The sequence below is a fragment of the Polynucleobacter sp. MG-6-Vaara-E2 genome, assembly GCF_018687695.1.
Taxonomy (GTDB): domain Bacteria; phylum Pseudomonadota; class Gammaproteobacteria; order Burkholderiales; family Burkholderiaceae; genus Polynucleobacter.
The window spans coordinates 419,580-442,929 of sequence record NZ_CP061303.1; the positions used below are offsets into that span (position 1 = coordinate 419,580).

Genomic DNA, 23,350 nt, shown 5'->3' on the forward strand with positions numbered 1-23,350 from the left:
GTTTCTATGGCCTCGATTCGTGTTGCTGACGAGCCTGCTTTTGTATTGCACAGCATTCCCTATAAAGAGACCAGCTTAATTCTGGATGTCTTCACAAGGCAGTATGGACGCATGGCCCTCATTGCTAAGGGTGCAAAACGCCCCCATTCAGTATTGCGTCCTGTATTACAACGTTTCCAACCACTCTTAGTTTCTTGGAGTGGCAAGTCTGAGTTACGTACTTTAACTAAGTCAGAGTGGGTTGGTGGAATGCCATCCTTAGTGGGTGATGCGCTTCTTTGCGGTTTCTATCTCAATGAATTGCTAGTCAAGTTTCTCGCGCGTGAAGATGAATATGAAAAACTCTATGATCGCTACGCAGAAACCATCAATGCCTTATCAAATCTCGAATTTGAATCTAAGGGCCTAGAAGAAATCCTGCGTCCTTTTGAGTTGTCGCTACTGCAAGAGACTGGTTATGCAGCGGCTTTAGATCGCTGTGTAGAAACCAATGATTTGCCTGATGCGCAGACTCAGTATGTATATCAGCCAGAACGAGGCGTGCGCCCAGCCCAAGGGGACGACCCCGGACATTGGCCTATCCTTAAGGGTCAATCATTACTAGCGATTGCGGCAGGCGATTTTTCCGATCCAGAGACGCTTTCTGAAAGTAAGCAGCTAATGCGCTTTCTCTTAGGTCTGCATCTGCAGGATCAGGTATTGACGACCCGTCAAATTTTGATTGATTTGAAGAAAATCTAGTAATCTACTGTGATGACAGCCCTAGAACTCGGTATCAATATTGATCACGTTGCCACCCTTCGTAATGCACGTGGTACGGTGTATCCAGATCCTCTAATAGCTGCGCAATTGGCTGAAGAGGCTGGGGCTGATTTAATTACCCTTCATTTGCGAGAAGATCGTCGCCATATTAAAGACGCGGATTTGTTAGCATTGCGTCCGCTCATTAAGACGCGCATGAATCTTGAGTGTGCTGTTACTCCTGAAATGCTCAATATCGCCTGCAAGGTTAAGCCTCATGATGTCTGTTTGGTGCCTGAGAAGCGTGAAGAAGTGACTACTGAAGGTGGTTTGGATGTCTTAGGTAAATTTGAGGCAGTCAAAGCAGCAACTAAGCAATTAAAAGAAGCTGGTATACGCGTTTCACTATTTATTGATCCAGAGGAGAAACAAATTCAGGCGGCAAAAGAGGTTGGTGCCACCGTCGTGGAATTACATACCGGTCGTTATGCCGATTTATCTGGCGCTGAACAAAGCAAAGAGCTAGAGCGTATTCGTAAGGCGGCGCAATTTGGTAAGAGCATTGGCCTCAGAGTGAACGCTGGCCATGGTTTGCATGAAGGTAATGTGATGTCTATTGCAGCTATTGAAGAATTATCTGAGCTCAATATTGGTCACGCGATTGTGGCTGAGGCTTTATTTAAAGGTTGGCAAAATGCGATCCAGGATATGAAAGCCCTGATGGTTCGCGGTCGACACAAAGATCACATTCATCCTCTTTGATTACTAAAAACGTCATGATCATTGGTATCGGCACAGATATTCTTCAGATTGAGCGCTTACAAGCAGCCTACGATCGCACTAATGGACGTTTAGCCGAAAGAGTTTTAGGTCCAGATGAGATGTTGGTCTTTCGACATCGCTTGGCCAGAAATCACAAGCGTGGCATTGCATTCTTAGCGACACGCTTTGCTGCAAAAGAAGCCTTCTCAAAAGCAATCGGTTTGGGAATGAGAATGCCCATGACTTGGCGCTCATTACAAACCCTAAATGAGCCCAGCGGTAAGCCTATTACGACTTATCTCGGAGCCTTAGCTCAGTTCATGCAGGAGAAAAATTGGGAAGCTCACGTCACTGTGAGCGATGAACAAGATATGGCAATTGCGCATGTAATTGTTACCCAGAAATAAAGAAACCAAGAAGAGGAATCCATGAGTAAAGCGACAATGAATCCCGGCCCTATTACTTTAGACGTAGTAGGACAAGTATTAAATGCCGAGGATCGTCGTCGTATCTTGCATCCTCTAACTGGCGGCGTCATCTTATTTGGCAGAAATTTTTCCAATCGCAAGCAGTTAACTAAACTCACCGCAGATATTAAGAAGCTTCGTCCGGATGTCCTGATTTCGATTGACCATGAAGGTGGTCGAGTACAGCGTGCCAAGACCGATGGTTTTACCCATCTTCCGGCAATGCGTAAGTTAGGCGAGCTTTGGAGTGCAAAAAGTAAATCGACTCATGCCGCTGAATCTGCTGCGCTAGCAATGGCTGCGGCAACTGCATGTGGCTATATATTAGCTACTGAACTGCGTGCTTGTGGTGTGGACTTTAGTTTCACGCCAGTGCTGGATTTAGATTTTGGCCGCAGTGGCGTTATTGGTGACCGCTCTTTTAGTCGTGACCCACAAATTGTGTTCGCATTGGCCAAGAGTTTGAATGAAGGTCTGCGCCTTGGCGGTATGGCAAACTGCGGCAAACATTTTCCTGGTCATGGCTGGGCAGAAGCAGATTCTCATGTCGCTATTCCAGTGGATGAGCGTTCATTGGCTGAAATTCTCAATGATGATACCAAGCCCTATGAGTGGCTGGATCTTAGTTTGGCATCGGTAATGCCGGCTCATGTGATTTATCCCAAAGTGGATAAGAACCCGGCAGGCTTTTCTAAGATTTGGTTGCATTCCATACTTCGTCAAGAGCTCGGTTTTGAAGGTGTAATCTTCAGTGATGACCTCTCCATGGAAGGGGCGAGTGTTGCTGGCTCAGTAGTGAAGGGCGCTGAAATGGCCCTCGATGCAGGCTGTGATGCAGTATTGATTTGTAATCGCCCTGATTTAGCTGATCAGTTATTGAGTAACTTGAGGGTATCTAAGGCCAAACAAGCTGAGTCTGCTGCGCGCTTAATTCGCTTAATGCCAAGCACTACACCATTGACATGGGAGGCACTTCAAAAAGAAGCCGAGTACCAGCATACTAAAGGCATACTCAAGCAGTTCAAATTGATTGCTTAATCTCTTCGTTGTAAAGCGAGTAAGTCAGATATAAGAAACAAGAAATAAGAAAAAAGAAAAAGAGATAAGTAAAAGAAAAAAGCCCGGCGTACCGGGCTTTTTTGCATATGTAGCTTGCTAATCAGTTAGCGCGGCTACGATATTCACCAGTGCGAGTATCGATCTCAATCTTATCGCCCGTGTTGCAGAACAGGGGCACTTGTAATTCATAGCCAGTAGCCAATTTTGCAGTCTTCAATACCTTGCCTGAGCTGGTGTCACCCTTAACCGCTGGCTCGGTGTAAACGATTTCACGTACGAGTGAGTTCGGCATTGCCACTGATAGTGCTTTACCTTCGTAGAACACAACTTCACAAGGCATGCTTTCTTCGAGGTAGTTCAACGCATCACCCATAAACTCAGCTTCAACTTCGTACTGGTTGTAATCGCCATCCATGAACACATACATTGGATCTGCGAAATAAGAGTAAGTGCAATCTTTCTTTTCGAGAATCACAACATCAAACTTGTCATCCGCTTTGTAAACACCTTCGTTTGGCGCGCCAGTTAACAAGTTCTTAAATTTCATTTTTACAACTGAGGAGTTACGACCTGAGCGGCTATATTCGGCCTTTAAAACGACCTGAGCATCAGTACCAATCATGACTACGTTACCAACGCGGAGTTCTTGTGCTGTTTTCATCTTGCTATTCCTGGGTGCAGAGTGGTTTTCTGCGGTTTTTATCAAAAACAAGATTGTAACCGCCCGCAAGCCTTTATTGCTTGGTCTTAGGCTACAAACCTCAATAGACGGGCTGCCAAGCCACCATCCTCTTGATTTTTGAGTAATTGGGTACGCCAAGCCCTTGCATGGGCATTCCAAAGCCCGAGAGAATGGAACCATTGCTTAGGCATAGCCCAAGTCATTGCCGCGATGGTTGCCAGTCTTAATTCTTGATTGGCCTCTTCGAGGTAGAGGTCTAGAAAGGCGGCTAATTTCACTTCGTGAGCCCGATCTTCTTGCGGATAAATATGCCAAATAAATGGCTTGCCAGCTAGTTGTGCGCGTACGAATGAATCCTCACCTCGTACGATATTGAAATCGCATTGCGATAAAACCCAATCGTAATCATCTTGTGAAACAAAGGGGAGAGATAGTAATTGCAAATTACTTGGCAGTTGTATGGGTTGCTCTCCATACAAATTGAGAAGTTCGGCATGCCCATGGGTTAGCAAAATATCAACATCTTCACCAAGTGCGCCCAAATCTTCTAACCATTTCCGTAGAGGTGCGCCTGGGTAGCAAAACACACTAATAAGTTTTGCACCACTGCGCGATTGAGTCCAAATTGTTTTTAGGTCATGAGGAATTTTCTGTTCCACCACCGCGCCTTCTGATGGCACTGGGTCAACTAAGATGCCGCCAACCTCACGCTGAAATCCGGGGAAGAAGAAATACTTCGAAATGCCGTGAGATTGTGGCGATGCCTTTGCATGAAAGTCCATAATCCAAGGTTCTGCGCTGAGGTACTCTAGGTTAATGATGAGGGGTTTAATGGGGACAATAAATAGTCCTGCCAGATAGCGCTCGGGAAGTTCGCATCCAAAAGCCTCGACCACCACGTCTGGAGTTTGCACAGGATGCCGGGCATTGCTATAGCTAGCTTCCCAAGGCTGAATATCAATTTTGTCTTTAATTGTGGGGTCTACGCCAGAAGCGAGTAAATTGAGGGTTGGTAGATCGTCGCAAAAAATGCGTACCTCTTGGCCATGAAGGCTTGATAAGCTTCGGGCTAGACGCCAGCAAACACCGGCATCACCATAGTTGTCTACGATTTGGCAGAAAATATCCCAACGCATGAGCAATTCGCTTTTTGAAACCCTTCAGCAGGATGTTAAACGGCTACCCGGATTGCCGGGGGTATATCGCTTCTTTGATGAGGCGGGGAACATTCTGTATGTTGGCAAAGCTCGTAACCTTAAAAAGCGTGTATCTAGTTATTTTCAAAGCAAGCAACTATCACCACGAATAGCGCTGATGGTGGGCAAAATCGCTCGCTATGAAACAACAGTAACACGGACTGAAACTGAAGCCCTCATTCTAGAGAACAATCTCATTAAAGAATTGGCTCCACCATTCAATATTCTTTTCAGGGATGACAAGTCTTACCCTTATGTGATGTTAACCGGTCACCAGTTCCCACGATTAGCTTCATATCGTGGAAAAGTTGATAAACGCAATCATTACTTTGGGCCGTTCCCAAATAGCTGGGCAGTTCGTAATAGTGTGCAGATTTTGCAAAAGGTATTTCGTTTAAGAACTTGTGAAGATTCTGTTTTCAAAAACCGCAGTCGCCCCTGTCTGTTGCATCAAATTCATCGCTGTAGCGCGCCATGTGTTGGAAGATTGAGTGTAGAGCAGTATGGTCAGGATGTAGCCCAGGCAACACGCTTCTTGGAGGGTGATCATAGCCGCGTGCTCTCAGAGCTCGAAAAAGAAATGCATACTCACAGTGACGCTATGGAATTTGAAATGGCTGCCGTACTGCGCGATCGTATTGCAGATCTTTCCAGCGTTCTCCAGCAACAAGCGATGGATACCGTTGCCGAAGGTGAGGGTGATGTTGACATCATTGCGGTAGCGCTGATGGAAGGTATGGTTTGTGTAAACCTTGCAATGGTCCGTGGCGGCCGTCACTTAGGCGATCGAGCATATTTCCCTAAAGGGCTGCGAACTGCCTCTGGTGAGCTGCCCCCACCAGCAGAGATTCTTGAGGCCTTCATTGCCCAGCATTATTTGCAGGATGGCGATGATCAAGAAGGAGCAACAAGCAATTTAATTCCACCCGTTTTGGTCTTAAATCATTCACTTCATTCTGTGAGTGATGATGTGAATGAATCTACAGAAGAGCCTCCAGAGGATTTACATGATTTATTAAATGCGCAAGCTGGTAAAAAAATTACCTTCTTACATCAGCCTCAAGGTCAACGCCGTCATTGGCTGGCAATGGCAGAAGGTAATGCCAAAATTGCATTAACAAAACGTTTGGTTGAAACCGGTGGACAACTTGCTAGGGCGCGCGCCTTAGTAGATGTTTTAGGCTTAGATCTTGAGGGTTTAGAGCATCTAAGAATCGAATGTTTCGATATTAGTCATACCTCTGGTGAGGCTACCCAAGCATCCTGTGTGGTGTATGCCAAGAATGCAATGCAATCTGGTGAGTACCGACGCTTCAACATCAACGACATTACTCCGGGTGATGACTATGCAGCAATGCGTCAAGTACTGCAAAGACGGTATGCGAACTTCCAAGAGCTTCCTCCTGAAAAAATGCCACAAGTCATTTTGATTGATGGCGGTAAAGGCCAGGTAGAAATGGCAAGACAAGTACTTTCAGAATTCGGCATGGATGTTAGTTTGATTGTTGGTGTGGCAAAAGGCGAAGGCCGCAAGGTTGGTTTAGAAACACTCATCTTTGCAGATGGTCGCGAGCCCCTAGAGCTTGGTATTGATAGTGCTGCGCTACTTCTGGTTGCGCAAATTCGGGATGAGGCGCATCGCTTTGCGATTACCGGTATGCGCGCTAAGCGTGCCAAGGCCAGAACGGTTTCCCGCCTAGAAGAGATTGAGGGCATTGGCGCCAAGCGCCGTCAGAAACTATTGGCACGCTTTGGTGGACTGAAAGGGGTGGCGAATGCCAGTATTGAAGAGATCGCCAGTGTAGAGGGGGTATCTCTTACCTTGGCAGAGCAAATCTACCGTCAACTGCACTAATAACCAACAACCATATTAGGTTATCCTTATCTAATGCCATTCAATTTACCGATTGCCTTGACTTGGTTGCGTGTTGCAGCAATTCCATTGCTGGTGGCGATCTTCTATCTACCAAATTCTTGGTTTACTCCATTTGAGAAGAATCTGATTGCAGCTGTTATTTTTATCTCGGCAGCTATCACCGATTGGCTTGACGGTTTCTTAGCGCGTCGTTTAAAACAAGAATCGGCTTTTGGTCAGTTCTTAGATCCAGTGGCGGATAAGTTAATTGTTGCTGCAGCATTATTAGTACTGCTCAATATGGATCGTGTTCAGGTTTGGGTCGCCTTAGTGATTATTGGTCGAGAAATTACAATCTCCGCTTTAAGAGAGTGGATGGCATTGCTTGGTGCAGGTAAGAGCGTCGCTGTTCATATGGTGGGCAAATTAAAAACAACTGCGCAGTTAGTGGCGATTCCATTTCTTCTGCTGAATGACACTTTATTTGCTTGGTTAGATTGTGCCAAGATTGGCACTTGGCTGATTTGGGTGGCCGCATTTCTAACCCTTTGGTCGATGTTTTATTACTTGAAAAAAGCCTTGCCTCAGTTGGCAGGCAAAATCGATTAATTCCTTTTTCTCTATAGCCATCAAGGCTTAGAGACCGGCTCAACCCTCTAGAATTTTCCCTTGGCCTTGGAATAATGCTTTCTTTTCGATTGTTTGTTAAACTATTGCCCTGTTATGCGGGAATAGCTCAGCTGGTAGAGCGATACCTTGCCAAGGTATAGGTCGGGAGTTCGAACCTCCTTTCCCGCTCCAAGTTCGATGGGAAGCCCTAAAAAGCTTCCCATTTTTGATTCAGATATATGGCGCGTTGGCCGAGTGGTTAGGCAGGAGCCTGCAAAGCTTCGTACGGGGGTTCGATTCCCTCACGCGCCTCCAGTAATTTCCCTTGACGAAAAAGGTTGAGCACCTAAAATACTTTCAGTATCTATAGGAAGTTTCATCCATTCTCTAAAGCGAAAAATGATCAATATTCAATCTCTAAAGCTTAGCACCCTCGCATTATTCCTTGCTGCATTGCTAGGTGCTTGCGCCAGTTCTGGTGATTCACCAACCGGTACGCCCCAAGAAGTGCAAGAGGTTCAACAGCAACTCTTAGGTGATATGCCTTTGCCTGCTGCTGCAAAAATGATTGGTGCAGATTCGTTAATCATTGGACGTGGTGATAACTGGGTAGGTCGCGTTGTTTTATCCGGCGTCCAATCACCAACTGATATTTATGCTTTCTTTCAATCCGAGTATCCGCGCGCAGGCTGGACAACAGTGAGTGCAGTGAAATCCAAAACCAGTATTTTGGTGTTTACTAAAGGTGATCGCACTGCCACTATGGAATTAAATGAAGGTTCACTCACAGGACCTAAAACTTTCATCACCATTACTTCTTCGCCAAAGAATGCGAACGTTGTGGCGCCCAGTAAGAGGTAGGAGTAAAGGTACTGACGTCCTACTCAGGGCAAATAAAAAGGCCTCCATTGGAGGCCTTTTTATTTAATGGCATTAGCCTATAGCCCCTCAGCCCTGATAAGGCCAACGGCTTGACCTTCAATTGCGAAATTGGGCTGACGTCTATCCACAACAATATTTTTGAAGTCCGGATTCTCAGCTTGTAATTCAATCACTAGGCCGTTAGCAGTTTTCTTTTGTTGCCAACGTTTAACAGTGACCTCATCGTCTAAGCGAGCAACAACAATATCGCCATTACGTACTTCAGTAGTTTTTCTAACGGCTAAATAATCGCCATCCAAAATGCCTGCATCGCGCATGCTCATACCTTTTACTTTTAATAGGTAATCAGCACCTTTGCTAAATAAGCTTGGGTCAATCGGCACCTGCCTTTCAATATGTTCTACAGCCATGATTGGTGAACCAGCAGCAACGCGACCAATTAAGGGAAGTGTGAGTTGTTGCAGTGCGCCTGATGGCAATGACAGCTGACGGTACTTATTGGAATGTTGCGTTTGATTGAATCGCTGCGGAATGCGAATGCCGCGTGAAGTGCCAGGCGTTAATTCGATATAACCCTTTTTCGCGAGTGCCCGCAAATGTTCTTCGGCGGCATTTGCAGAAGCAAACCCGAGTTGCGTCGCAATCTCTGCGCGAGTGGGTGGTAACCCGCTCTCATCAATGGCTTTGGTAATAAGATCCAAAATCTCACCCTGGCGTGCAGTGAGTTTAGGGAGGGCAGTCAGCTCCTCTTGAAAATCGACTGTATTTATGTCCATACTGGGATTGTATACAGCACTTTTTGATAATTCAAGTAATTTAGGAGTGATAATGGGGTATGAGCTCAATCCAAAGCAATTCTGAAAATGCCCCTCATATTTTGGTTTTGGGTATTGGGGGCACTATCGCTGGCTTAGCCCAAGATCCAACCAACCCAACCGAGTATCAAGCGGGTCAAGTGGGCATTGATACCCTGTTGGCGCGGATTCAGGAAGGCATTCCAGGATCTGTAAAGTTGGTATCCAGACAGCTTGCCAACATCGATAGCCGGGATCTAAGTGAAGATCTACTCACCCTGATCGGCAATACAGTAAAGGAATCCCTTCAAGACTCCGCTGTAAAAGGGATTGTTATTACCCATGGTACAGATACCATTGAGGAGAGCGGATTTTTCTTGAGTGCCACCTGCGGCAAGCTTGCTGAAAAATTAAGCAAACGGATCGTTTTGACTGGCGCCATGTTGCCTTCAAACGCGCCTCAGGCGGATGGCCCGCAGAATCTCTTGGATTCCCTGAAGTGGGCTTCTACTGCCCCAGAAAACTGCCCTGGCGGTGTTTATGCCGTATTTGCAGGCAAAGTTTGCTTGGCGCGAGATTTAGCTAAACGCCACACTTCCAACTTAAATGCTCCCTTAATGGACTCGCCTTCTAGTTCTATTGGCTTAATTAACCCCTCATGGTTATCGCGTGTGAAGGCGATTCAGGCGGCTTGTGTGGAGGATTTGCCAATCCCGGAGGGTGTTTGGCCTTGGGTTGAGATATTGACTAGTCATGCTGGAGCAAGATCACAGGGCATTGACGCGATTGTTGGGGCAGGTGTTCAGGGTTTAATCTTGGCGGGTACTGGCTTAGGAGGCCTCAATCAGGCTTGGTTGGCCCCTTTAAAACAAGCCCAAGTAGAAGGAATTGCATTAGTCCGTGCCTCGCGAACGGGCGCCGGTCTCACTGTAGACTCAAAAGATGACCTGATTTGCCAGCTTGCGGGAGGGCTTTCTGCCCCTAGAGCGAGGATTGCGCTCCAGTTAGCCTTAAATGCTTCTGCCACCTCTAAATCCCTGACTTGGCAGGATTTTTTTGCTAGAATAGCGGTCTTGCCTGAATCTAGGTAAGGGTTTTAAAAAGTGTTGTGAGCAGTACCTACAATTTGTTACTACCTTGTCACACTGGCGCTGATTTCAAAACCATCAGAAATTAGCAAGACGCCCAGGTGACTTTATCCTTAAGGAGTGTTTGATGCGTCATTATGAAATCGTCTTTATCGTCCATCCGGACCAAAGCGAGCAAGTACCAGCGATGATCGATCGTTACAAAGCTACATTAGCAGCTGCGGGCGGCAAAATTCATCGCATTGAAGATTGGGGTCGTCGTCAGATGGCTTACATGATCGACAAGCTTGCTAAAGCCCACTACGTTTGCATGAACATTGAGTGCGACCAGAAGACTCTGGAAGAACTCGAGCATGCGTTCAAATTTAACGATGCTGTTTTGCGTCACCTCATCAGCAAGACTAAGAAAGCTGAAACTGAGCCTTCCATCATGATGAAAGAAGTGCAACGTGAAGAAGCGCGCAAATCAGCTCAGTCCGAAGCTCCTGTAGCAGCGGAATAAGTTAGAAATTTGAAGAGGAATACACAGACTAGAAAACGTATCAGAGAAGCGGAGCGGCGTTGAATCATTTCACCCTCACTGCAATCTTGGTATCTAAAGACGCGATTCGATTTACACCAGCAGGAATACCGGTGATGCATTGCCAGCTAGAACATAGTGGGCAAGCAAGCGAGGTAGGAGTGGCAAGGAAAATTCAGATGAGCGTTGAAGCCATAGCAATTGGTCCGATACAAAAGGATCTAGAGCGAATGGATTTAGGAGCCGAGGCAGTGTTCGAAGGATTCTTAGCCCCGAAGACTCTACGTAATCAAAGACTTGTTTTCCATATTACCCATATTCAATTGAAAAATTAAAAAGAGGAAATCATCATGGCGTTTGGAAAGAAACCCGATTTCAAAAAGAAACCAGCTCAGAACCCATTGTTCAAGCGTAAGCGTTATTGCCGTTTCACTGTTGCTGGCGTAGAACAGATCGACTACAAAGATGTAGATACATTGAAGGACTTCATTGGCGAAAACGCCAAGATCACTCCTGCTCGTTTGACAGGCACAAAAGCAAAGTATCAGCGTCAGTTAGACACTGCTATTAAGCGTGCTCGTTTCTTGGCTTTGTTGCCATTCTCCGATCAACATAGAAAATAATTGGGAGCCCTCAATGCAAATCATTCTTTTAGAAAAAGTAACAAACTTGGGCAACCTCGGTGACGTAGTTCGCGTTAAAGACGGTTTCGCTCGTAACTTCTTAATCCCACAACGTAAAGCTCGTCGTGCAACTGAAGCAGCTATCGCTGATTTTGCAACACGTCGTGCTGAGTTGGAAAAATTAGCTGCTGAGAAATTGGCTGCTGCTGAAGCGGTTGGCGTAAAGCTCAAAGACTTGGTTCTCGAAATCGGTCAAAAGGCTGGCGTTGACGGTCGTTTGTTTGGTTCCGTAACCAACCACGACATCGCCGATGCTTTGAAAGCTAAAGGTTTTGCGATTGAGAAAGCTTCAATCCGTATGCCTACTGGCCCATTGAAGATGGTTGGTGATCATCCTGTAGCGGTTGCTGTTCATACCGATGTTGTGGTTGATATCACTATCCGTGTAGTTGGCGAGCAAGCCTAAGTTTTAAGAACTGTAAACTAGCCTCATGGCTGAATCCCGTTCACGTTCCGTAACGCTGAATCCCGGCATGTCGGGACCTGGGGATGCAGTCGTGCAGGCTTTAAAAGTTCCTCCTCATTCTGTAGAAGCCGAGCAATCTTTGCTCGGTGGTCTACTGATCGATAACTCCTCTTGGGATAACCTTGGTGGAGTCTTAAACGACAAAGATTTCTATCGTCCTGAACACGCTTTGATCTACAAGGTCATTGCGCGCTTAGTTGGCGACAACCATCCCGCAGACGTCATTACTGTTCATGACGCCATCAAGTCTGAGCAAGGCGGGGATTTGGTTAGTATTGATTACCTCAATTCTCTAGCGCAAAACACACCAAGTGCGGCGAATATTAAAGGCTATGCCGATATTGTTCGTGACCGCAGTATTTTGCGTCGATTGATTGAGGTATCTGACAGTATTGTGAATTCAGCATTTGTGCCAGAGGGTCGAACTGTTCGTACCCTGTTAGATGAAGCCGAGTCCCGCATTTTGCAAATTGGTGAAGAGGGTAGTCGTAAGGCCGACTACCTTGAGATTGAGCCTTTGCTGCGCTCAGTCGTTGCCAGAATTGATGAGCTCTATAACCGCCAGGGTGGAAGTGACATCACTGGTATAGCAACAGGCTTTATTGATTTAGATAAACAAACCAGTGGCCTGCAAAAAGGCGACTTAGTGATTGTTGCTGGTCGTCCTTCGATGGGTAAAACAGCATTCGCATTGAATATCGCTGAGAACGTTGCGCTTGCAGAGGGTTTGCCAGTTGTAGTGTTCTCTATGGAGATGTCAGGTGAACAGTTGGCAGCCCGTTTATTGGGCTCAGTAGGGCGCGTTGACCAAGGTCGTATGCGTACCGGCAAATTGCAAGATGATGAGTGGCCACGGGTTACCGATGCGATTGCGCGTTTAAGCAATACCCAAATTTTGATTGATGAGACTGGTTCCTTATCAAGCTTAGAGTTGCGTGCACGTGCACGTCGTATCGCTAGAAACTTTGGCGGTACCTTAGGTTTAGTAGTGATTGACTACTTACAGTTGATGAGTGGCTCTGGTTCTGAAAACCGTGCAACTGAGATCTCCGAAATCTCACGCTCACTCAAATCACTCGCAAAAGAATTACAGTGTCCAGTTGTGGCGCTTTCACAGTTAAATCGCGGTCTTGAACAACGTCCAAACAAGCGTCCAATCATGTCAGACTTACGTGAGTCTGGCGCTATTGAACAAGATGCTGACTTAATTATGTTTATCTATCGTGATGAGGTGTATCACCCTGACACGACGACTGATAAAGGCGTCGCAGAGATCATCATCGGTAAACAGCGTAACGGTCCAATTGGAACAGTGCGCTTAAGCTGGCAAGGTCCATATACCAAGTTTGATAACTTGGCGATGGGATCCATTGGCTATTCATCCGGCGGCTACGAGCCGTTCTAAAACACTTGGTTTTACTGAGGTACTATGCGACGCGCCTCAGTAAACTTTGCAGCCCAATAGGGCGCAGTGATGTATTCGAGTCTTACAGTGCCCCCGGCGCTTGGGGCATGCACAAATCTTCCTTGACCCACATAGATGCCAGCATGTGAGTATTTTTCACCAGTAGTGTTAAAGAAAACGAGATCGCCTGGAGCTGGCGGTTGGTTCTCCACACTTCTGCCTTGAGTACTCATCTGTTGAATGGTGCGGGGTAATTTAATTCCAGCTGCCTTGTTATAGACGTAGACAATCAACCCGCTGCAATCAAAGCCACCCTTGGGTGTATTGCCGCCATAGCGATAGGGCACATCGACTAGGCCAACCGCTGCAATCGAAATATCCTCGGTGCCTACACTGGTGTCTTGCTTAAATTGCGTAACCTTGGCTTGGTGAGATTTATTTCCAAATGTGCTGCATCCCGATACTAGTAGGACCGCATAAATAAAAATGCCGCACCCGATGAGAGTGCGGCATGAGCGGGATTGCTTAGAGAGCGTCGGCAGCATGATCCGCAAGGCGTGAGCGCTCGCCACGCGCCAAAGTGACGTGACCACCATGACGCCAGCCTTTGAAGCGGTCCACTACATAAGTAAGACCGGATGAGCCTTCAGTCAGGTATGGAGTATCGATCTGGGCAATATTACCTAAGCAGACAATCTTTGTGCCAGGGCCCGCACGGGTGACCAAGGTTTTCATTTGCTTTGGTGTTAAGTTTTGGGCTTCATCAATGATCACAAACTTACTCACAAAGGTTCTGCCGCGCATGAAGTTCATGCTCTTCACTTTGATGCGTGAGCGAATGAGTTCTTGAGTTGCAGCGCGACCCCATTCACCAGCATCATCATTCCGTTGAAGCACTTCAAGATTGTCATCAAAAGCGCCCATCCAAGGCTGCATTTTTTCCTCTTCAGTACCCGGCAGAAAACCAATATCTTCGCCTACAGGTACAGTGGCACGGGTAATGATAATTTCGTTATAGCGTTTGCTATCCAAGACTTGCTCAAGTCCAGCAGCCAATGCCAGTAGGGTTTTGCCGGTACCAGCCTGTCCTAAGAGAGTGACAAAGTCGACATCTGGGTTCATGAGTAAGTTCATCGCAAAGTTCTGCTCGCGATTACGGGCAGTAACTCCCCAAACATTGTTTTTCTGGTGCGAGAAGTCTCTGAGGGTTTGCAAGAGAGCAGTCTTGCCATTGATTTCTCTTACGTGTGCGTAGAAAGGAGTTGAGCCGTCTGGATTTTCTTGGTAAACAAACTGATTGACTAGCATGCTTGGTACGGCGGGACCAGTCACTCTATAAAACATCGTTCCAGATTTAGAGTCTGCCCAGCTTTCCATATCTTTGCCATGCTTTGGCCAGAAGTCGGCTGATAAAGCCATTACTCCGGAGTACATCAAATCACGGTCTTCTAAAACCTGGTCATTGAAATAGTCTTCAGCAGGCAAGCCTAAAGCACGCGCCTTAATGCGCATATTGATATCTTTAGATACCAGTACAACTTCTTGACCATTACGTGTTTTTTGTAACTCGCTCACCACTGCCAAAATCATGTTGTCGCCCTTACCTTCAGGCAGACCTTCGGGCAATGCTTGGGTAGACAACTTGGTTTGGAAGAAGAGGCGACCTGAAACATCTTGATTGCCAAGTTTGTTTAAGGGGATACCGTCATCTAATGTACCGCTTGTACCAGCAATCAGTTGATCTAAGGAGCGGCTAACAGTACGGGCATTACGGGCTACCTCAGTCATCCCTTTTTTGTGATTGTCCAACTCTTCAAGAGTGGTCATCGGCAAGAACAGGTCATGTTCAGAGAAGCGGAATAAAGAGCTTGGATCATGCATCAACACATTGGTGTCAAGTACGAACAAGGATGGAGGTCCTGTACGGATTACGCGCTTTGGTTTTGCTGGTGCAACTGATTTAATGTCATTGCGCATTGGGCTACGATCTGCTTTGATTTTTTCAAGCGCAACCTCAGCTGCAGATAAGTCTTCCTCCACATCATTTGTCCAATCTGCACTTTCTACCACCACTGGTTTTGCTGGCGCTGGGCGTTTCTTCAAGTCAGGGGTATCTTTCCGACTGAGCTTCACTTGGTCAGCAATTTGAGTTGGGATGGGTGGCAATGGCATGCAGACTCTCCTAAAAGAAAAAACCGCCAAGCGGAGTGCGTTGACGGTTTATTACGAAACTGGTTGCGACATCTAAAAAACGGAGGGGGTTACTCCCCGAACCTGCTATGAGATATTCAGGTTTCTGATTCAAACGGATTGTCAGACTTTCCCGTCGTTTACGGTGCATATGAATCACTTTACCCCAAATTTTGGGGTTTGCAAGCACCCTAAAGCAAATTGTTGTAAAAATTATTTAGCAGCTTTGGCAGCCTGTAATACCTCTGTCACATGGCCTGGAACTTTAAGGCCGCGCCACTCTTGTACAAGCTTGCCATTGGAGTCAAACAAGAAGGTACTGCGCTCAATCCCGCGGACTTGTTTTCCGTACATATTCTTCATTTTGATGACGCCAAAGAGTTGGCATAGTTTCTCATCAGTATCGGCCACGAGCTCAAACGGTAACTCTAATTTGCTGCGGAAATTATCATGGGACTTGAGGCTATCGCGTGATACGCCGACAACCAAAGTGTTGGCCTTAGTAAATTCCTCAATGTTGTCACGAAACTCACCGGACTCTGCAGTGCAGCCTGGAGTCATATCTTTAGGATAAAAATACAGAACCAGTTTTTTGCCTTTGGCTGACGCTGGAGAAAAAGTGAGGCCTGATGTCGCTGGGATAGCACATTCTGGGATAGGTTGGCCGATAGTTACTGTCATGATGATCCTTTGGTTTGTCTCTGATAGGTAATAAGTTTTATTGCTGATTTAATTGCTCTGAATAATGAGTTCACCGCTGCGATTTGGGATTTCCCCCCAAGTTAGTGGTAACACGGCTATTTTATCTAGTTGATTGGTGGCTTTCCAAGATTGGTGCAGTTCGCCCATAGTAACGAGGTCATGGCCTTGGTTTAGCCATCCAGCTAATAGCTGCTCAAAGGCCGGTAATAGCTTCTGACCCTCTAACTCTGCATGCAGGGTGAAGACTTGGTCATTCGGGTTGCTTTGTGTGATCTCTAGGAGTTTCTTAACGGCGCCAAACTCATCGGCACCATCGATTCCAATCAACTCATCAAAGGTTGGCAGGGTAGTTGGGTATTGCACATGCTTCGCTTTGCCTGAGGCAAGCGCTAAACGATAGGGTATTAAATTAGGTTCAGCTCTTCCATCGGAAGAATAGGCTATTCCCCATTGATCGAGTTGCTCAAAGGCGGCTTCATTCATTTGCCAACCAGCAGCACCATAGGTCACCGGTGCATGACCAAAGATTTGAATAAAGCGGTCCCAGCTTTGTTGCATCATCGCTTTAGTCCATGTTGAATCTTGATTACGGACCGCATCTTGCCAAGCCACGTGATCCCAAGTATGAATGCCGGTTTCATGACCAGCTTGATCAATGGCACGCATTTCTGCCGCTGCCTTTTCGCCAATATCTGGACCAGGAAGCAGAACACCATAGAGAAGTGTTTTGATGCCGTAGTGTTCAACGACAGAGGTGCGGCTCACTTTTTTCAGAAAGCCAGGACGAAAGACTCTTTTTAATGCCCAGCCGGTATGGTCAGGACCAAGGCTAAATAGGAAAGTCGCTTTTAAGCCAAAGCGCTCAAAAGTTCTAGCTAGATTGGGAACGCCTTCTTTGGTGCCGCGTAAGGTATCGACATCAACCTTGAGTGCAATCTTAGCCATGAATCCTTGAGTGATGTTTCTTATTCTTTATCAACTAAAGAACGGGCTTTTTCAACATCCTGGCGATAGGCTTCGAAAATATTCTTCAGGGCATCCGCCATCGTAGTTGTTGGTTTCCAGTCTAGCTCACTCATCGTGTTATCAATTGCAGGAACACGGTTCTGCACATCTTGATAACCTTCACCGTAATAAGCGCCAGAAGTGGTTTCCACAATCTTCACATCATTAGCTGTCTTAGCGTATTCAGGAATGCTGCGAGCAATATCTAGCATTTGATTTGCCAATTCACGAACAGAGTGATTGTTCTTTGGGTTACCAATGTTGTAGATCTTGCCATTAGCAACACCATCTTTGTTATCAATGATGCGCATGAGTGCATCAATACCATCATCCACATAAGTAAAGGCGCGCTTCTGTGCACCGCCATCGACTAAGTTAATGGGTTCACCGCGAACGATGTGACCCAAGAACTGTGTCACTACACGGGATGAGCCTTCTTTTGGTGTGTAGATGCTATCTAAGCCAGGACCAATCCAGTTAAATGGGCGGAAGAGGGTAAAGCGTAAGCCTTCCATGCCGTAACCCCAGATTACGCGATCCATCAACTGCTTAGAGCAAGCATAGATCCAGCGCGGCTTATTAATCGGACCATAAACCATATTGGATTTAGAAGGATCAAACTCGCCGTCCTCACACATGCCATAAACCTCAGAGGTTGATGGGAATACCAAGTGCTTCTTGTATTTCACGGCGGAGCGAACGATTGGTAAGTTTGCTTCAAAGTCGAGCTCAAATACTTTTAATGGCTGCTGCACATAAGTAGCTGGGGTAGCAATCGCAACTAAAGGCAAGATCACATCGCATTTGCGGATGTGATATTCAACCCACTCTTTATTGATGGTGATATCGCCTTCAAAAAAGTGCATGCGTGGGTGATTGATCAAATCACCTAAGCGATCATTCTGCATATCCATGCCGTAGACATCCCAATCGGTTGTCTCAAGAATGCGCTTAGAAAGATGGTGACCAATAAAGCCGTTAACACCAAGAATGAGTACTTTTTTCATCTTTACTGCCTCGTTTTAATCTAATTGTATTTAATGCTTATTTGCTTGCTGGAAACCACTCCAAGATTTCTACTGCTTGGCGGTCACCACAAATGCCGAATACCCGATTATCAACCACTTGGATGCCGGTAGCCTCAAGATTCAGACTAGCTGGAAAAGGCCCTTTTAGACTCGTTCTAGCCACAATCATTGTTGTACCCTCGCGATCCGTAAAGGCGCCGGGATAAGGGGGTGCAACAGCTCTGACTAGGTTATGTACTTGGCGAGCCGTTTGATTCCAGTGAATTTGCCCATCAGCGGGCTTTCTACCGCCAAAATAGCTGCCGTTTTGTAGGTCATTAGGCTTGCGGGGGACTCTGCCTTGAACTAGCTCTGGAAGGACATTACGCATGACCTCTAAAGCGGCATCACTCACTTTGCCAAATACTTCGGTAGCGGTTTCATCTGGACCAATGCTTACTGATGCTTGACCAACAATATCACCTGCATCTGGTTTTACTTCCATCACATGCAAGGTGGCACCAGTTTCAGTCTCGCCATGCAAGATGGCCCAATTGACTGGAGCACGACCGCGGAATTTTGGAAGTAATGAGCCATGCATATTGAGCGCAGCAATCTTGGCACATGCCAATATTTGCGCTGGAATCATATGGCGGTAGTAGAAAGAAAAAATGTAATCCGGTGCCAGCGTTTCAAGCTTTGGAATTAAACCAGGTAAGTCGCTAGCACTTGGCATGATGTAAGGGATGTTTTTCTCTTGACAGAGTTTAGCAACGCTACCAAACCAAACGTTTTCGTTTGGATCATCCTCATGGGTCACTATGAGATCAACTTGAATGCCTGCATTGAGTAGCGCTTTGAGGCAATTGACGCCAACATCGTGATATGCGAATACGACTGCGTGCAATTATTTTTTCTCTAAAACAGTTTGCACCACGTAACGTGGACGATTGCGGATTTGCTGATAGATGCGACCAATGTATTCGCCCAAGAGGCCAAGGCCAAAGAGCATTACGCCAATCAAGAAGAAGGTGAGTGCGAAGAGGGTAAAGACTCCCTCAACCTCTGCGCCTAGAACAAAGCGGCGAACCAGGAGGTATACAAACAAGCTACCTGCGGCGAGCGATAGCAACATGCCCAGTATTGAGAAGATCTGTAAAGGCATGATGGAAAAGCCGGTGACCAAATCAAAGTTCAAGCGAATGAGTTGGTAGAGGTTGTATTTGGATTCGCCCGCAAAACGCTCTTCGTGCTTGACGGTAATTTCAATTGGGTTTGCAGCAAATGTATAAGCTAAGGCTGGAATAAAAGTATTGTTCTCATCGCATTGACGAACAAGGTCAACAATACGGCGGTTGTAGCCGCGCAACATACAGCCTTGGTCTGTCATAGTGATACGCGTGATGTTTTCACGTAAACGATTCATGGCGCGTGAAGCAAATTTTCTGAAAAAGCTATCACGGCGATTTGCACGAACGGTGCCGACATAATCATGACCTTTTAATAGCTGCTCAGTAAGCGCATCAATTTCTTCTGGGGGATTTTGTAAGTCCGCATCTAAGGTGATGATGTGCTCACCTTTTGCATATTCAAAGCCAGCCATGATGGCCATATGTTGACCAAAGTTGCTGTGAAATAAAACCGCGCGCGTTACATCCGGGCGTAAATCCACTTGCTTAGCCAGAATTCCAGCGGAGCGGTCTTTGCTGCCGTCGTTTACAAAAACGATCTCATAAGCAATATTGCGTTTGGTGGCAATAGCATCTAAAGCTGGGTAGAGGCGATCAAATAACGCTTGGAGGCCGTCTTCCTCGTTATATACAGGAATAACAATGCTGAGGATTGGGTTGGCAACTAAGTTTGCAGTCATGCCGCAATTTTGCCTGATTCTGAGAATCTAGCCCAATAAGACTAATTTTTGCAGTGATTTTTGAGGGTTATGACCAATTCACTGGCGATGCGGCCAATATCCTCATCAGCCATGCCTGGGAATAAAGGGAGTGTGAGAATGGATCGACCAATACGTTCTGCGATCGGAGTATCACTCGTTTTATAACCTTGTTCTTCATACAAGGTAAAGCCTGTGATTGCTGGATAGTGTACGCCAGTACCGATACCAAGATCTTTCAACTCCGTCATGACTTGGGCACGATCACAGTTCAGTTGATCGAGTGGAAGCACTACCTGAAACATATGCCAGTTGCTTTCGGTAAAGTTTTCAACTGGAAGTTCTAATTTGAGATGTTCTAATCCAGCAGATTTGAGCTCGTTGCGAATTGCATCAAAATACTGACGAGCTAATGCAGAGCGACGTGTTTGATAGCTTGGTAATTGCTTGAGCTGTTGCAAACCAATTACCGCATTCACGTCAGTCAAATTATCTTTTCCGCCAAGAACATCCACATCCATACCGTCCATACCCTGGCGAGTTAATCCTTGTAAACGGAACTTCTCAGCGAGTTTGGCTTCATCGATATTGTTAAGAACAAGGCAACCACCTTCAACTGTGGTGAGATTCTTATTGGCTTGGAAGCTAAAGCTCACGAGGTCGCCAAAACTCCCGATCTTCTTAGCTTTCCATTGCGAGCCAAAAGCTTGCGCAGCATCTTCAATCACGCGGAGCTGATATTGCTTTACTAAAGCGTAGAGCTGATCCATATCAACTGGTAGGCCTGCCAGATACACTGGCATGATGGCGCGAGTCTTGGGGGTGATAGCTGCTGCTACTTTGTTGAGATCAATATTGCGAGTTAGCGGATCAATGTCGACGAAGATAGGTTTAGCACCAACACCCAAGATGACATTGGAAGTTGCCACCCAAGAAATTGGAGTAGTGATGACTTCATCGCCTTCACCTATGCCTGCGACTTGCAAAGCAATTTTCATTGTTGCTGTGCCGTTAGCAAAGCAACGCACAGGACGGCCGCCAAAGTATTCGCTCAGGGTTGCTTCAAATTCCGCCAATTTTGGTCCCGAGGTCACCCATCCAGAACGTAATACTTCTCCAACGGCATCAATCGTTTCTTGATTAAAGCTAGGGCGCGTAAAGGGGATAAAGTTAGTAGTGGAGTTCGACATATGGCTCTTATATTACTGCGTCACCTTTGCGGTGTCTGGGTGTTTCACAATTACTCTACGAGAGTCACGATCCACCTCTTGCATCGGCAAGTTCATTGCCTGAAGTGCGACATATTGCTCGGGAACCATCATCGCATATGCGGTTTGGTCTTCTCTCCAGCGAGTGATGAAAGCATCCAGCGTTGGGAGCCATAAATCGGGCTGTTGATTCACACCAAACTGTAGCTCATCAGGGTCTTCAACCATAATCATCGTTCTGCCTAAGTAGAAAGGCATGGTGTGATCTAGTAGGCGAACAGAATAGAAGTTCACATTTGTTGGAATGTTTGTCTTCACACGGTGAGCAAGATCGATACCAGACACTGCACGCCCCAGAGTTTCGTGACCAGTGCCAGCGATGATGGCGCATAGGAAAAAACCACTCGCAAAACTCGCGATGCTTTGTAAGCCATTACGCTTCGATTGAAAGGCGGCATATAAGCTAAATCCAACCAAGGCAATTAATGCAGCAATGACCCAATTTACATATTGGGCATACGCTTCAATTTCATCTGGTCTTGCTTGTTTGCCGATTTCCGATAAGAAGAAAAAACCCACGCAACCTAACAATGCAAATCCAAGAGTTTGTAATTTCCAAGGTAAGGCCATGGAGTTGGTATGTCCTAGCAGACGATCTAGTCGACTACCGGTGAGCAATGCAAGTGCTGGAAAAATAGGGATGATGTAGCCAGGTAATTTAGAGTGCGACACGCTAAAGAAGGTAAAGATGATTGCAAACCAGCATACCAATAACCATCCGCTAGAGAACTCGCGTCTACGTTCTTGCCATGCCTGTGCAATCGACCCTGGGATCTGTAGCACCCAGGGCAGGGCGCCGATGATTAGTAGTGGCGCGAAGTAATAAATGGGTCCGGTTCTGCTGTGTGTATCTTGAGTAAAGCGTTGTAGATGTTCATGGATAAAGAAAAATTCCAAGAACTCTGGATTGCGTTGGGCAATCAATACAAACCATGGGGCTGTGATGAGTAAGTAGATAACAATTCCGCTAAATAATCTTAAGCGAGTCCAAATTTTCCAATCCCACGCACTAATTGAGTAGGCAATAAAAACCATGGCAGGTATTGCGGCGCCAATCAATCCTTTGGATAGGGTTGCAAGCGCCATAAAAACCCAACAAGCCCACATCCAGTTACGACTACTTGTTTTATTGTGAGAGGTTTGTGCTAACAAGAGGCTGCACAGAGCTGCAACTAAAAATGCTGACAGGCCCATATCAAGAGAGTTGAAGTGGCCGCTAATGACCCACATCGGGCTCGAAGCTAAAACTAGCGCCGCTATCCACCCCGCTCTTGGGTTGTAAATGCGAGCGCCTGTAAAGCCAATTGCCAAAATAGTTAAAAACCCGGTGAGTGCTGTCCAAAGCCGCGCTTGCCAATCACCAATGCCGAAAGCTTGGAATGTTGCAGCAGTTGCCCAAACTTGTAATGGGGGTTTTTCAAAATATTTATAGCCGTTATAGCGAGGAGTAACCCAATCACCTGTAACCAGCATCTCTCTAGCCATTTCTGCATAGCGCCCTTCATCGGATGGGATGAGGTGGCGATAGTTCATCGTGCCAAACCATAGCAATACATAAATGATGGTTAAGAGCAGAATCTTGCCAAGGTGCAGGGCGGATGACCGACGCATATTCCCGAACTGCATTAAGTGGGCTCCACAATGAGAGCCAGGAGGACCTGGCGACCTTCGCCTACCAGTATGTTGTAGGTGCGACAAGCTGCTTGGGAGTCCATGATTTCAAAGCCAATTTTGGCTGAAATGAGCGCTTTTAAGAGTTCTGGCTTTGGAAAGCGCTGACGGTTGCCGGTGCCGATTAGGATCAATTCAGGTTTGAGATCAACCATTTGGGCGAAATGACTAGCTTCTAGATGATCAAAGGACTTGGCTGGCCACTCTGAGATAGCTCCGTTAGAGCTCAATAAGACCGCATGTGCATATGGGACTTGGTTGATCTCAACATAGCCATCGCCATAGCCGGTAATCGTATTGGCTCCAGAATGGGGGTCAGATTGAAGCTTCAAGTGGACTCTCTGTCATAATTATGTGGATTATAGCTAGCTGTTTTTTCCAAGATTTCAAGAACTTACCCTTTAATTTAT

At 46.3% G+C, this 23,350-nt stretch carries 26 protein-coding genes and 2 tRNA genes; 15 read left to right on the forward strand and 13 right to left on the reverse strand.

Translation table 11 applies throughout. The features are described from left to right. The first annotated feature begins 6 nt into the window (after nucleotides 1-6). The 4 genes from recO to nagZ are packed head-to-tail and all read left to right on the forward strand — an operon-like array spanning nucleotide 7 to nucleotide 3,008. Entirely contained in the window at nucleotides 7-741 is a 735-nt protein-coding gene (gene recO, locus ICV38_RS02245; protein ID WP_215382140.1) for a DNA repair protein RecO, read from the forward strand. A gap of 12 nt (nucleotides 742-753) precedes the next feature. Beyond that, nucleotides 754-1,503, forward strand: a complete 750-nt coding sequence (gene pdxJ / locus ICV38_RS02250; RefSeq protein WP_215382687.1) for a pyridoxine 5'-phosphate synthase — start codon at nucleotides 754-756, stop codon at nucleotides 1,501-1,503. Between the two features lie 14 nt (nucleotides 1,504-1,517). Further along, complete coding sequence (acpS, locus tag ICV38_RS02255) at nucleotides 1,518-1,910, forward strand: holo-ACP synthase (RefSeq protein WP_215382688.1); 393 nt, start codon at nucleotides 1,518-1,520, stop codon at nucleotides 1,908-1,910. 21 nt (nucleotides 1,911-1,931) lie between these two features. After that, the gene (gene nagZ, locus ICV38_RS02260; RefSeq protein ID WP_215382141.1) at nucleotides 1,932-3,008 is read left to right on the forward strand and encodes a beta-N-acetylhexosaminidase; all 1,077 of its coding nucleotides are present in this window, start codon (nucleotides 1,932-1,934) and stop codon (nucleotides 3,006-3,008) included. Between the two features lie 121 nt (nucleotides 3,009-3,129). On the opposite strand, the gene efp is transcribed toward nagZ, so the two are convergent. Together efp and earP are read right to left on the reverse strand one after the other, a co-directional pair. Next, nucleotides 3,130-3,690 (reverse strand): elongation factor P, encoded by a 561-nt coding sequence (gene efp, locus ICV38_RS02265; RefSeq protein ID WP_215382142.1) that lies wholly within the window; start codon nucleotides 3,688-3,690, stop codon nucleotides 3,130-3,132. A gap of 86 nt (nucleotides 3,691-3,776) precedes the next feature. Further along, a complete protein-coding gene (earP, locus tag ICV38_RS02270; protein ID WP_215382143.1) occupies nucleotides 3,777-4,847 on the reverse strand; it encodes an elongation factor P maturation arginine rhamnosyltransferase EarP in 1,071 nt (356 codons plus the stop codon). On the opposite strand from earP, the gene uvrC reads away from it, so the two are divergent. From uvrC to ICV38_RS02295, 5 genes are all read left to right on the forward strand, one after another. Continuing rightward, nucleotides 4,846-6,762: an excinuclease ABC subunit UvrC gene (gene uvrC / locus ICV38_RS02275; protein WP_215382144.1), complete on the forward strand. Its 1,917-nt coding sequence runs from the start codon at nucleotides 4,846-4,848 to the stop codon at nucleotides 6,760-6,762. The genes earP and uvrC overlap by 2 nt on opposite strands. 33 nt (nucleotides 6,763-6,795) lie before the next feature. Further along, nucleotides 6,796-7,371 (forward strand): CDP-diacylglycerol--glycerol-3-phosphate 3-phosphatidyltransferase, encoded by a 576-nt coding sequence (gene pgsA, locus ICV38_RS02280; protein ID WP_215382145.1) that lies wholly within the window; start codon nucleotides 6,796-6,798, stop codon nucleotides 7,369-7,371. A 116-nt stretch (nucleotides 7,372-7,487) separates the two neighbouring features. Continuing rightward, nucleotides 7,488-7,563: transfer RNA gene (locus ICV38_RS02285), tRNA-Gly, on the forward strand. Nucleotides 7,564-7,612: 49 nt separating this feature from the next. Further along, nucleotides 7,613-7,686, forward strand: a tRNA-Cys gene (locus ICV38_RS02290). A gap of 84 nt (nucleotides 7,687-7,770) precedes the next feature. Next, nucleotides 7,771-8,232 (forward strand): hypothetical protein, encoded by a 462-nt coding sequence (locus ICV38_RS02295; RefSeq protein WP_215382146.1) that lies wholly within the window; start codon nucleotides 7,771-7,773, stop codon nucleotides 8,230-8,232. A 77-nt stretch (nucleotides 8,233-8,309) separates the two neighbouring features. Here ICV38_RS02295 and lexA read toward each other — a convergent pair whose 3' ends face one another. Beyond that, nucleotides 8,310-9,029, reverse strand: coding sequence for a transcriptional repressor LexA (lexA, locus tag ICV38_RS02300; protein ID WP_215382147.1), 720 nt, complete (start codon nucleotides 9,027-9,029; stop codon nucleotides 8,310-8,312). Nucleotides 9,030-9,088: 59 nt separating this feature from the next. Here lexA and ICV38_RS02305 point away from each other — a divergent pair, with 59 nt between their 5' ends. The 6 genes from ICV38_RS02305 (at nucleotide 9,089) to dnaB (ending at nucleotide 13,209) form a co-directional block, all read left to right on the forward strand. After that, nucleotides 9,089-10,138 (forward strand): asparaginase, encoded by a 1,050-nt coding sequence (locus ICV38_RS02305; RefSeq protein ID WP_215382148.1) that lies wholly within the window; start codon nucleotides 9,089-9,091, stop codon nucleotides 10,136-10,138. A gap of 124 nt (nucleotides 10,139-10,262) precedes the next feature. Beyond that, nucleotides 10,263-10,637 carry a 30S ribosomal protein S6 gene (gene rpsF / locus ICV38_RS02310; protein ID WP_215382149.1) on the forward strand — a complete coding sequence of 125 codons (375 nt, stop codon included), beginning with the start codon at nucleotides 10,263-10,265 and terminating at the stop codon, nucleotides 10,635-10,637. Nucleotides 10,638-10,696: 59 nt separating this feature from the next. Further along, nucleotides 10,697-10,990 (forward strand): primosomal replication protein N, encoded by a 294-nt coding sequence (gene priB, locus ICV38_RS02315; RefSeq protein WP_215382150.1) that lies wholly within the window; start codon nucleotides 10,697-10,699, stop codon nucleotides 10,988-10,990. A gap of 15 nt (nucleotides 10,991-11,005) precedes the next feature. Further along, complete coding sequence (gene rpsR / locus ICV38_RS02320) at nucleotides 11,006-11,278, forward strand: 30S ribosomal protein S18 (RefSeq protein ID WP_068948002.1); 273 nt, start codon at nucleotides 11,006-11,008, stop codon at nucleotides 11,276-11,278. Between the two features lie 13 nt (nucleotides 11,279-11,291). Further along, entirely contained in the window at nucleotides 11,292-11,744 is a 453-nt protein-coding gene (rplI, locus tag ICV38_RS02325; RefSeq protein WP_215382151.1) for a 50S ribosomal protein L9, read from the forward strand. A 67-nt stretch (nucleotides 11,745-11,811) separates the two neighbouring features. Next, nucleotides 11,812-13,209, forward strand: coding sequence for a replicative DNA helicase (gene dnaB / locus ICV38_RS02330; RefSeq protein ID WP_215382689.1), 1,398 nt, complete (start codon nucleotides 11,812-11,814; stop codon nucleotides 13,207-13,209). A gap of 11 nt (nucleotides 13,210-13,220) precedes the next feature. On the opposite strand, the gene ICV38_RS02335 is transcribed toward dnaB, so the two are convergent. The 10 genes from ICV38_RS02335 to ICV38_RS02380 all read right to left on the reverse strand — a co-directional run bounded on the left by ICV38_RS02335 (nucleotide 13,221) and on the right by ICV38_RS02380 (nucleotide 23,272). Continuing rightward, complete coding sequence (locus tag ICV38_RS02335; RefSeq protein ID WP_215382152.1) at nucleotides 13,221-13,754, reverse strand: C40 family peptidase; 534 nt, start codon at nucleotides 13,752-13,754, stop codon at nucleotides 13,221-13,223. Next, nucleotides 13,735-15,381, reverse strand: a complete 1,647-nt coding sequence (locus tag ICV38_RS02340; protein ID WP_215382153.1) for a PhoH family protein — start codon at nucleotides 15,379-15,381, stop codon at nucleotides 13,735-13,737. The genes ICV38_RS02335 and ICV38_RS02340 overlap by 20 nt, the downstream gene beginning before the upstream one ends. Before the next feature lie 231 nt (nucleotides 15,382-15,612). Further along, nucleotides 15,613-16,080, reverse strand: a complete 468-nt coding sequence (locus ICV38_RS02345; protein WP_215382154.1) for a peroxiredoxin — start codon at nucleotides 16,078-16,080, stop codon at nucleotides 15,613-15,615. Nucleotides 16,081-16,128: 48 nt separating this feature from the next. After that, nucleotides 16,129-17,046, reverse strand: coding sequence for a polysaccharide deacetylase family protein (locus tag ICV38_RS02350; RefSeq protein ID WP_215382155.1), 918 nt, complete (start codon nucleotides 17,044-17,046; stop codon nucleotides 16,129-16,131). A gap of 20 nt (nucleotides 17,047-17,066) precedes the next feature. After that, nucleotides 17,067-18,113, reverse strand: a complete 1,047-nt coding sequence (locus tag ICV38_RS02355) for a bifunctional UDP-4-keto-pentose/UDP-xylose synthase (RefSeq protein WP_215382156.1) — start codon at nucleotides 18,111-18,113, stop codon at nucleotides 17,067-17,069. 37 nt (nucleotides 18,114-18,150) lie between these two features. Further along, nucleotides 18,151-19,020: a formyltransferase gene (locus ICV38_RS02360; RefSeq protein ID WP_215382157.1), complete on the reverse strand. Its 870-nt coding sequence runs from the start codon at nucleotides 19,018-19,020 to the stop codon at nucleotides 18,151-18,153. After that, nucleotides 19,021-19,983: a glycosyltransferase gene (locus ICV38_RS02365; protein WP_215382158.1), complete on the reverse strand. Its 963-nt coding sequence runs from the start codon at nucleotides 19,981-19,983 to the stop codon at nucleotides 19,021-19,023. It lies immediately after the preceding gene. 41 nt (nucleotides 19,984-20,024) lie between these two features. Further along, nucleotides 20,025-21,191 carry a DegT/DnrJ/EryC1/StrS aminotransferase family protein gene (locus ICV38_RS02370; RefSeq protein ID WP_215382159.1) on the reverse strand — a complete coding sequence of 389 codons (1,167 nt, stop codon included), beginning with the start codon at nucleotides 21,189-21,191 and terminating at the stop codon, nucleotides 20,025-20,027. Between the two features lie 12 nt (nucleotides 21,192-21,203). After that, nucleotides 21,204-22,880: a glycosyltransferase family 39 protein gene (locus ICV38_RS02375; protein ID WP_251368185.1), complete on the reverse strand. Its 1,677-nt coding sequence runs from the start codon at nucleotides 22,878-22,880 to the stop codon at nucleotides 21,204-21,206. A 14-nt stretch (nucleotides 22,881-22,894) separates the two neighbouring features. Then, on the reverse strand, nucleotides 22,895-23,272 hold the full coding sequence (locus tag ICV38_RS02380; RefSeq protein WP_215382161.1) for an Mth938-like domain-containing protein: 378 nt from the start codon (nucleotides 23,270-23,272) through the stop codon (nucleotides 22,895-22,897). Nucleotides 23,273-23,350 lie beyond the last annotated feature (78 nt).

Bases quoted from the DNA above. Each gene is read 5' to 3' on its own strand.
- recO (WP_215382140.1), top strand. From the start codon at position 7: ATGGCCTCGATTCGTGTTGCTGACGAGCCTGCTTTTGTATTGCACAGC.
- pdxJ (WP_215382687.1), top strand. From the start codon at position 754: ATGACAGCCCTAGAACTCGGTATCAATATTGATCACGTTGCCACCCTT.
- acpS (WP_215382688.1), top strand. From the start codon at position 1,518: ATGATCATTGGTATCGGCACAGATATTCTTCAGATTGAGCGCTTACAA.
- nagZ (WP_215382141.1), top strand. From the start codon at position 1,932: ATGAGTAAAGCGACAATGAATCCCGGCCCTATTACTTTAGACGTAGTA.
- efp (WP_215382142.1), bottom strand. From the start codon at position 3,690: ATGAAAACAGCACAAGAACTCCGCGTTGGTAACGTAGTCATGATTGGT.
- uvrC (WP_215382144.1), top strand. From the start codon at position 4,846: ATGAGCAATTCGCTTTTTGAAACCCTTCAGCAGGATGTTAAACGGCTA.
- earP (WP_215382143.1), bottom strand. From the start codon at position 4,847: ATGCGTTGGGATATTTTCTGCCAAATCGTAGACAACTATGGTGATGCC.
- pgsA (WP_215382145.1), top strand. From the start codon at position 6,796: ATGCCATTCAATTTACCGATTGCCTTGACTTGGTTGCGTGTTGCAGCA.
- ICV38_RS02295 (WP_215382146.1), top strand. From the start codon at position 7,771: ATGATCAATATTCAATCTCTAAAGCTTAGCACCCTCGCATTATTCCTT.
- lexA (WP_215382147.1), bottom strand. From the start codon at position 9,029: ATGGACATAAATACAGTCGATTTTCAAGAGGAGCTGACTGCCCTCCCT.
- ICV38_RS02305 (WP_215382148.1), top strand. From the start codon at position 9,089: ATGAGCTCAATCCAAAGCAATTCTGAAAATGCCCCTCATATTTTGGTT.
- rpsF (WP_215382149.1), top strand. From the start codon at position 10,263: ATGCGTCATTATGAAATCGTCTTTATCGTCCATCCGGACCAAAGCGAG.
- rpsR (WP_068948002.1), top strand. From the start codon at position 11,006: ATGGCGTTTGGAAAGAAACCCGATTTCAAAAAGAAACCAGCTCAGAAC.
- rplI (WP_215382151.1), top strand. From the start codon at position 11,292: ATGCAAATCATTCTTTTAGAAAAAGTAACAAACTTGGGCAACCTCGGT.
- dnaB (WP_215382689.1), top strand. From the start codon at position 11,812: ATGTCGGGACCTGGGGATGCAGTCGTGCAGGCTTTAAAAGTTCCTCCT.
- ICV38_RS02335 (WP_215382152.1), bottom strand. From the start codon at position 13,754: ATGCTGCCGACGCTCTCTAAGCAATCCCGCTCATGCCGCACTCTCATC.
- ICV38_RS02340 (WP_215382153.1), bottom strand. From the start codon at position 15,381: ATGCCATTGCCACCCATCCCAACTCAAATTGCTGACCAAGTGAAGCTC.
- ICV38_RS02345 (WP_215382154.1), bottom strand. From the start codon at position 16,080: ATGACAGTAACTATCGGCCAACCTATCCCAGAATGTGCTATCCCAGCG.
- ICV38_RS02350 (WP_215382155.1), bottom strand. From the start codon at position 17,046: ATGGCTAAGATTGCACTCAAGGTTGATGTCGATACCTTACGCGGCACC.
- ICV38_RS02355 (WP_215382156.1), bottom strand. From the start codon at position 18,113: ATGAAAAAAGTACTCATTCTTGGTGTTAACGGCTTTATTGGTCACCAT.
- ICV38_RS02365 (WP_215382158.1), bottom strand. From the start codon at position 19,983: ATGACTGCAAACTTAGTTGCCAACCCAATCCTCAGCATTGTTATTCCT.
- ICV38_RS02370 (WP_215382159.1), bottom strand. From the start codon at position 21,191: ATGTCGAACTCCACTACTAACTTTATCCCCTTTACGCGCCCTAGCTTT.
- ICV38_RS02375 (WP_251368185.1), bottom strand. From the start codon at position 22,880: ATGCGTCGGTCATCCGCCCTGCACCTTGGCAAGATTCTGCTCTTAACC.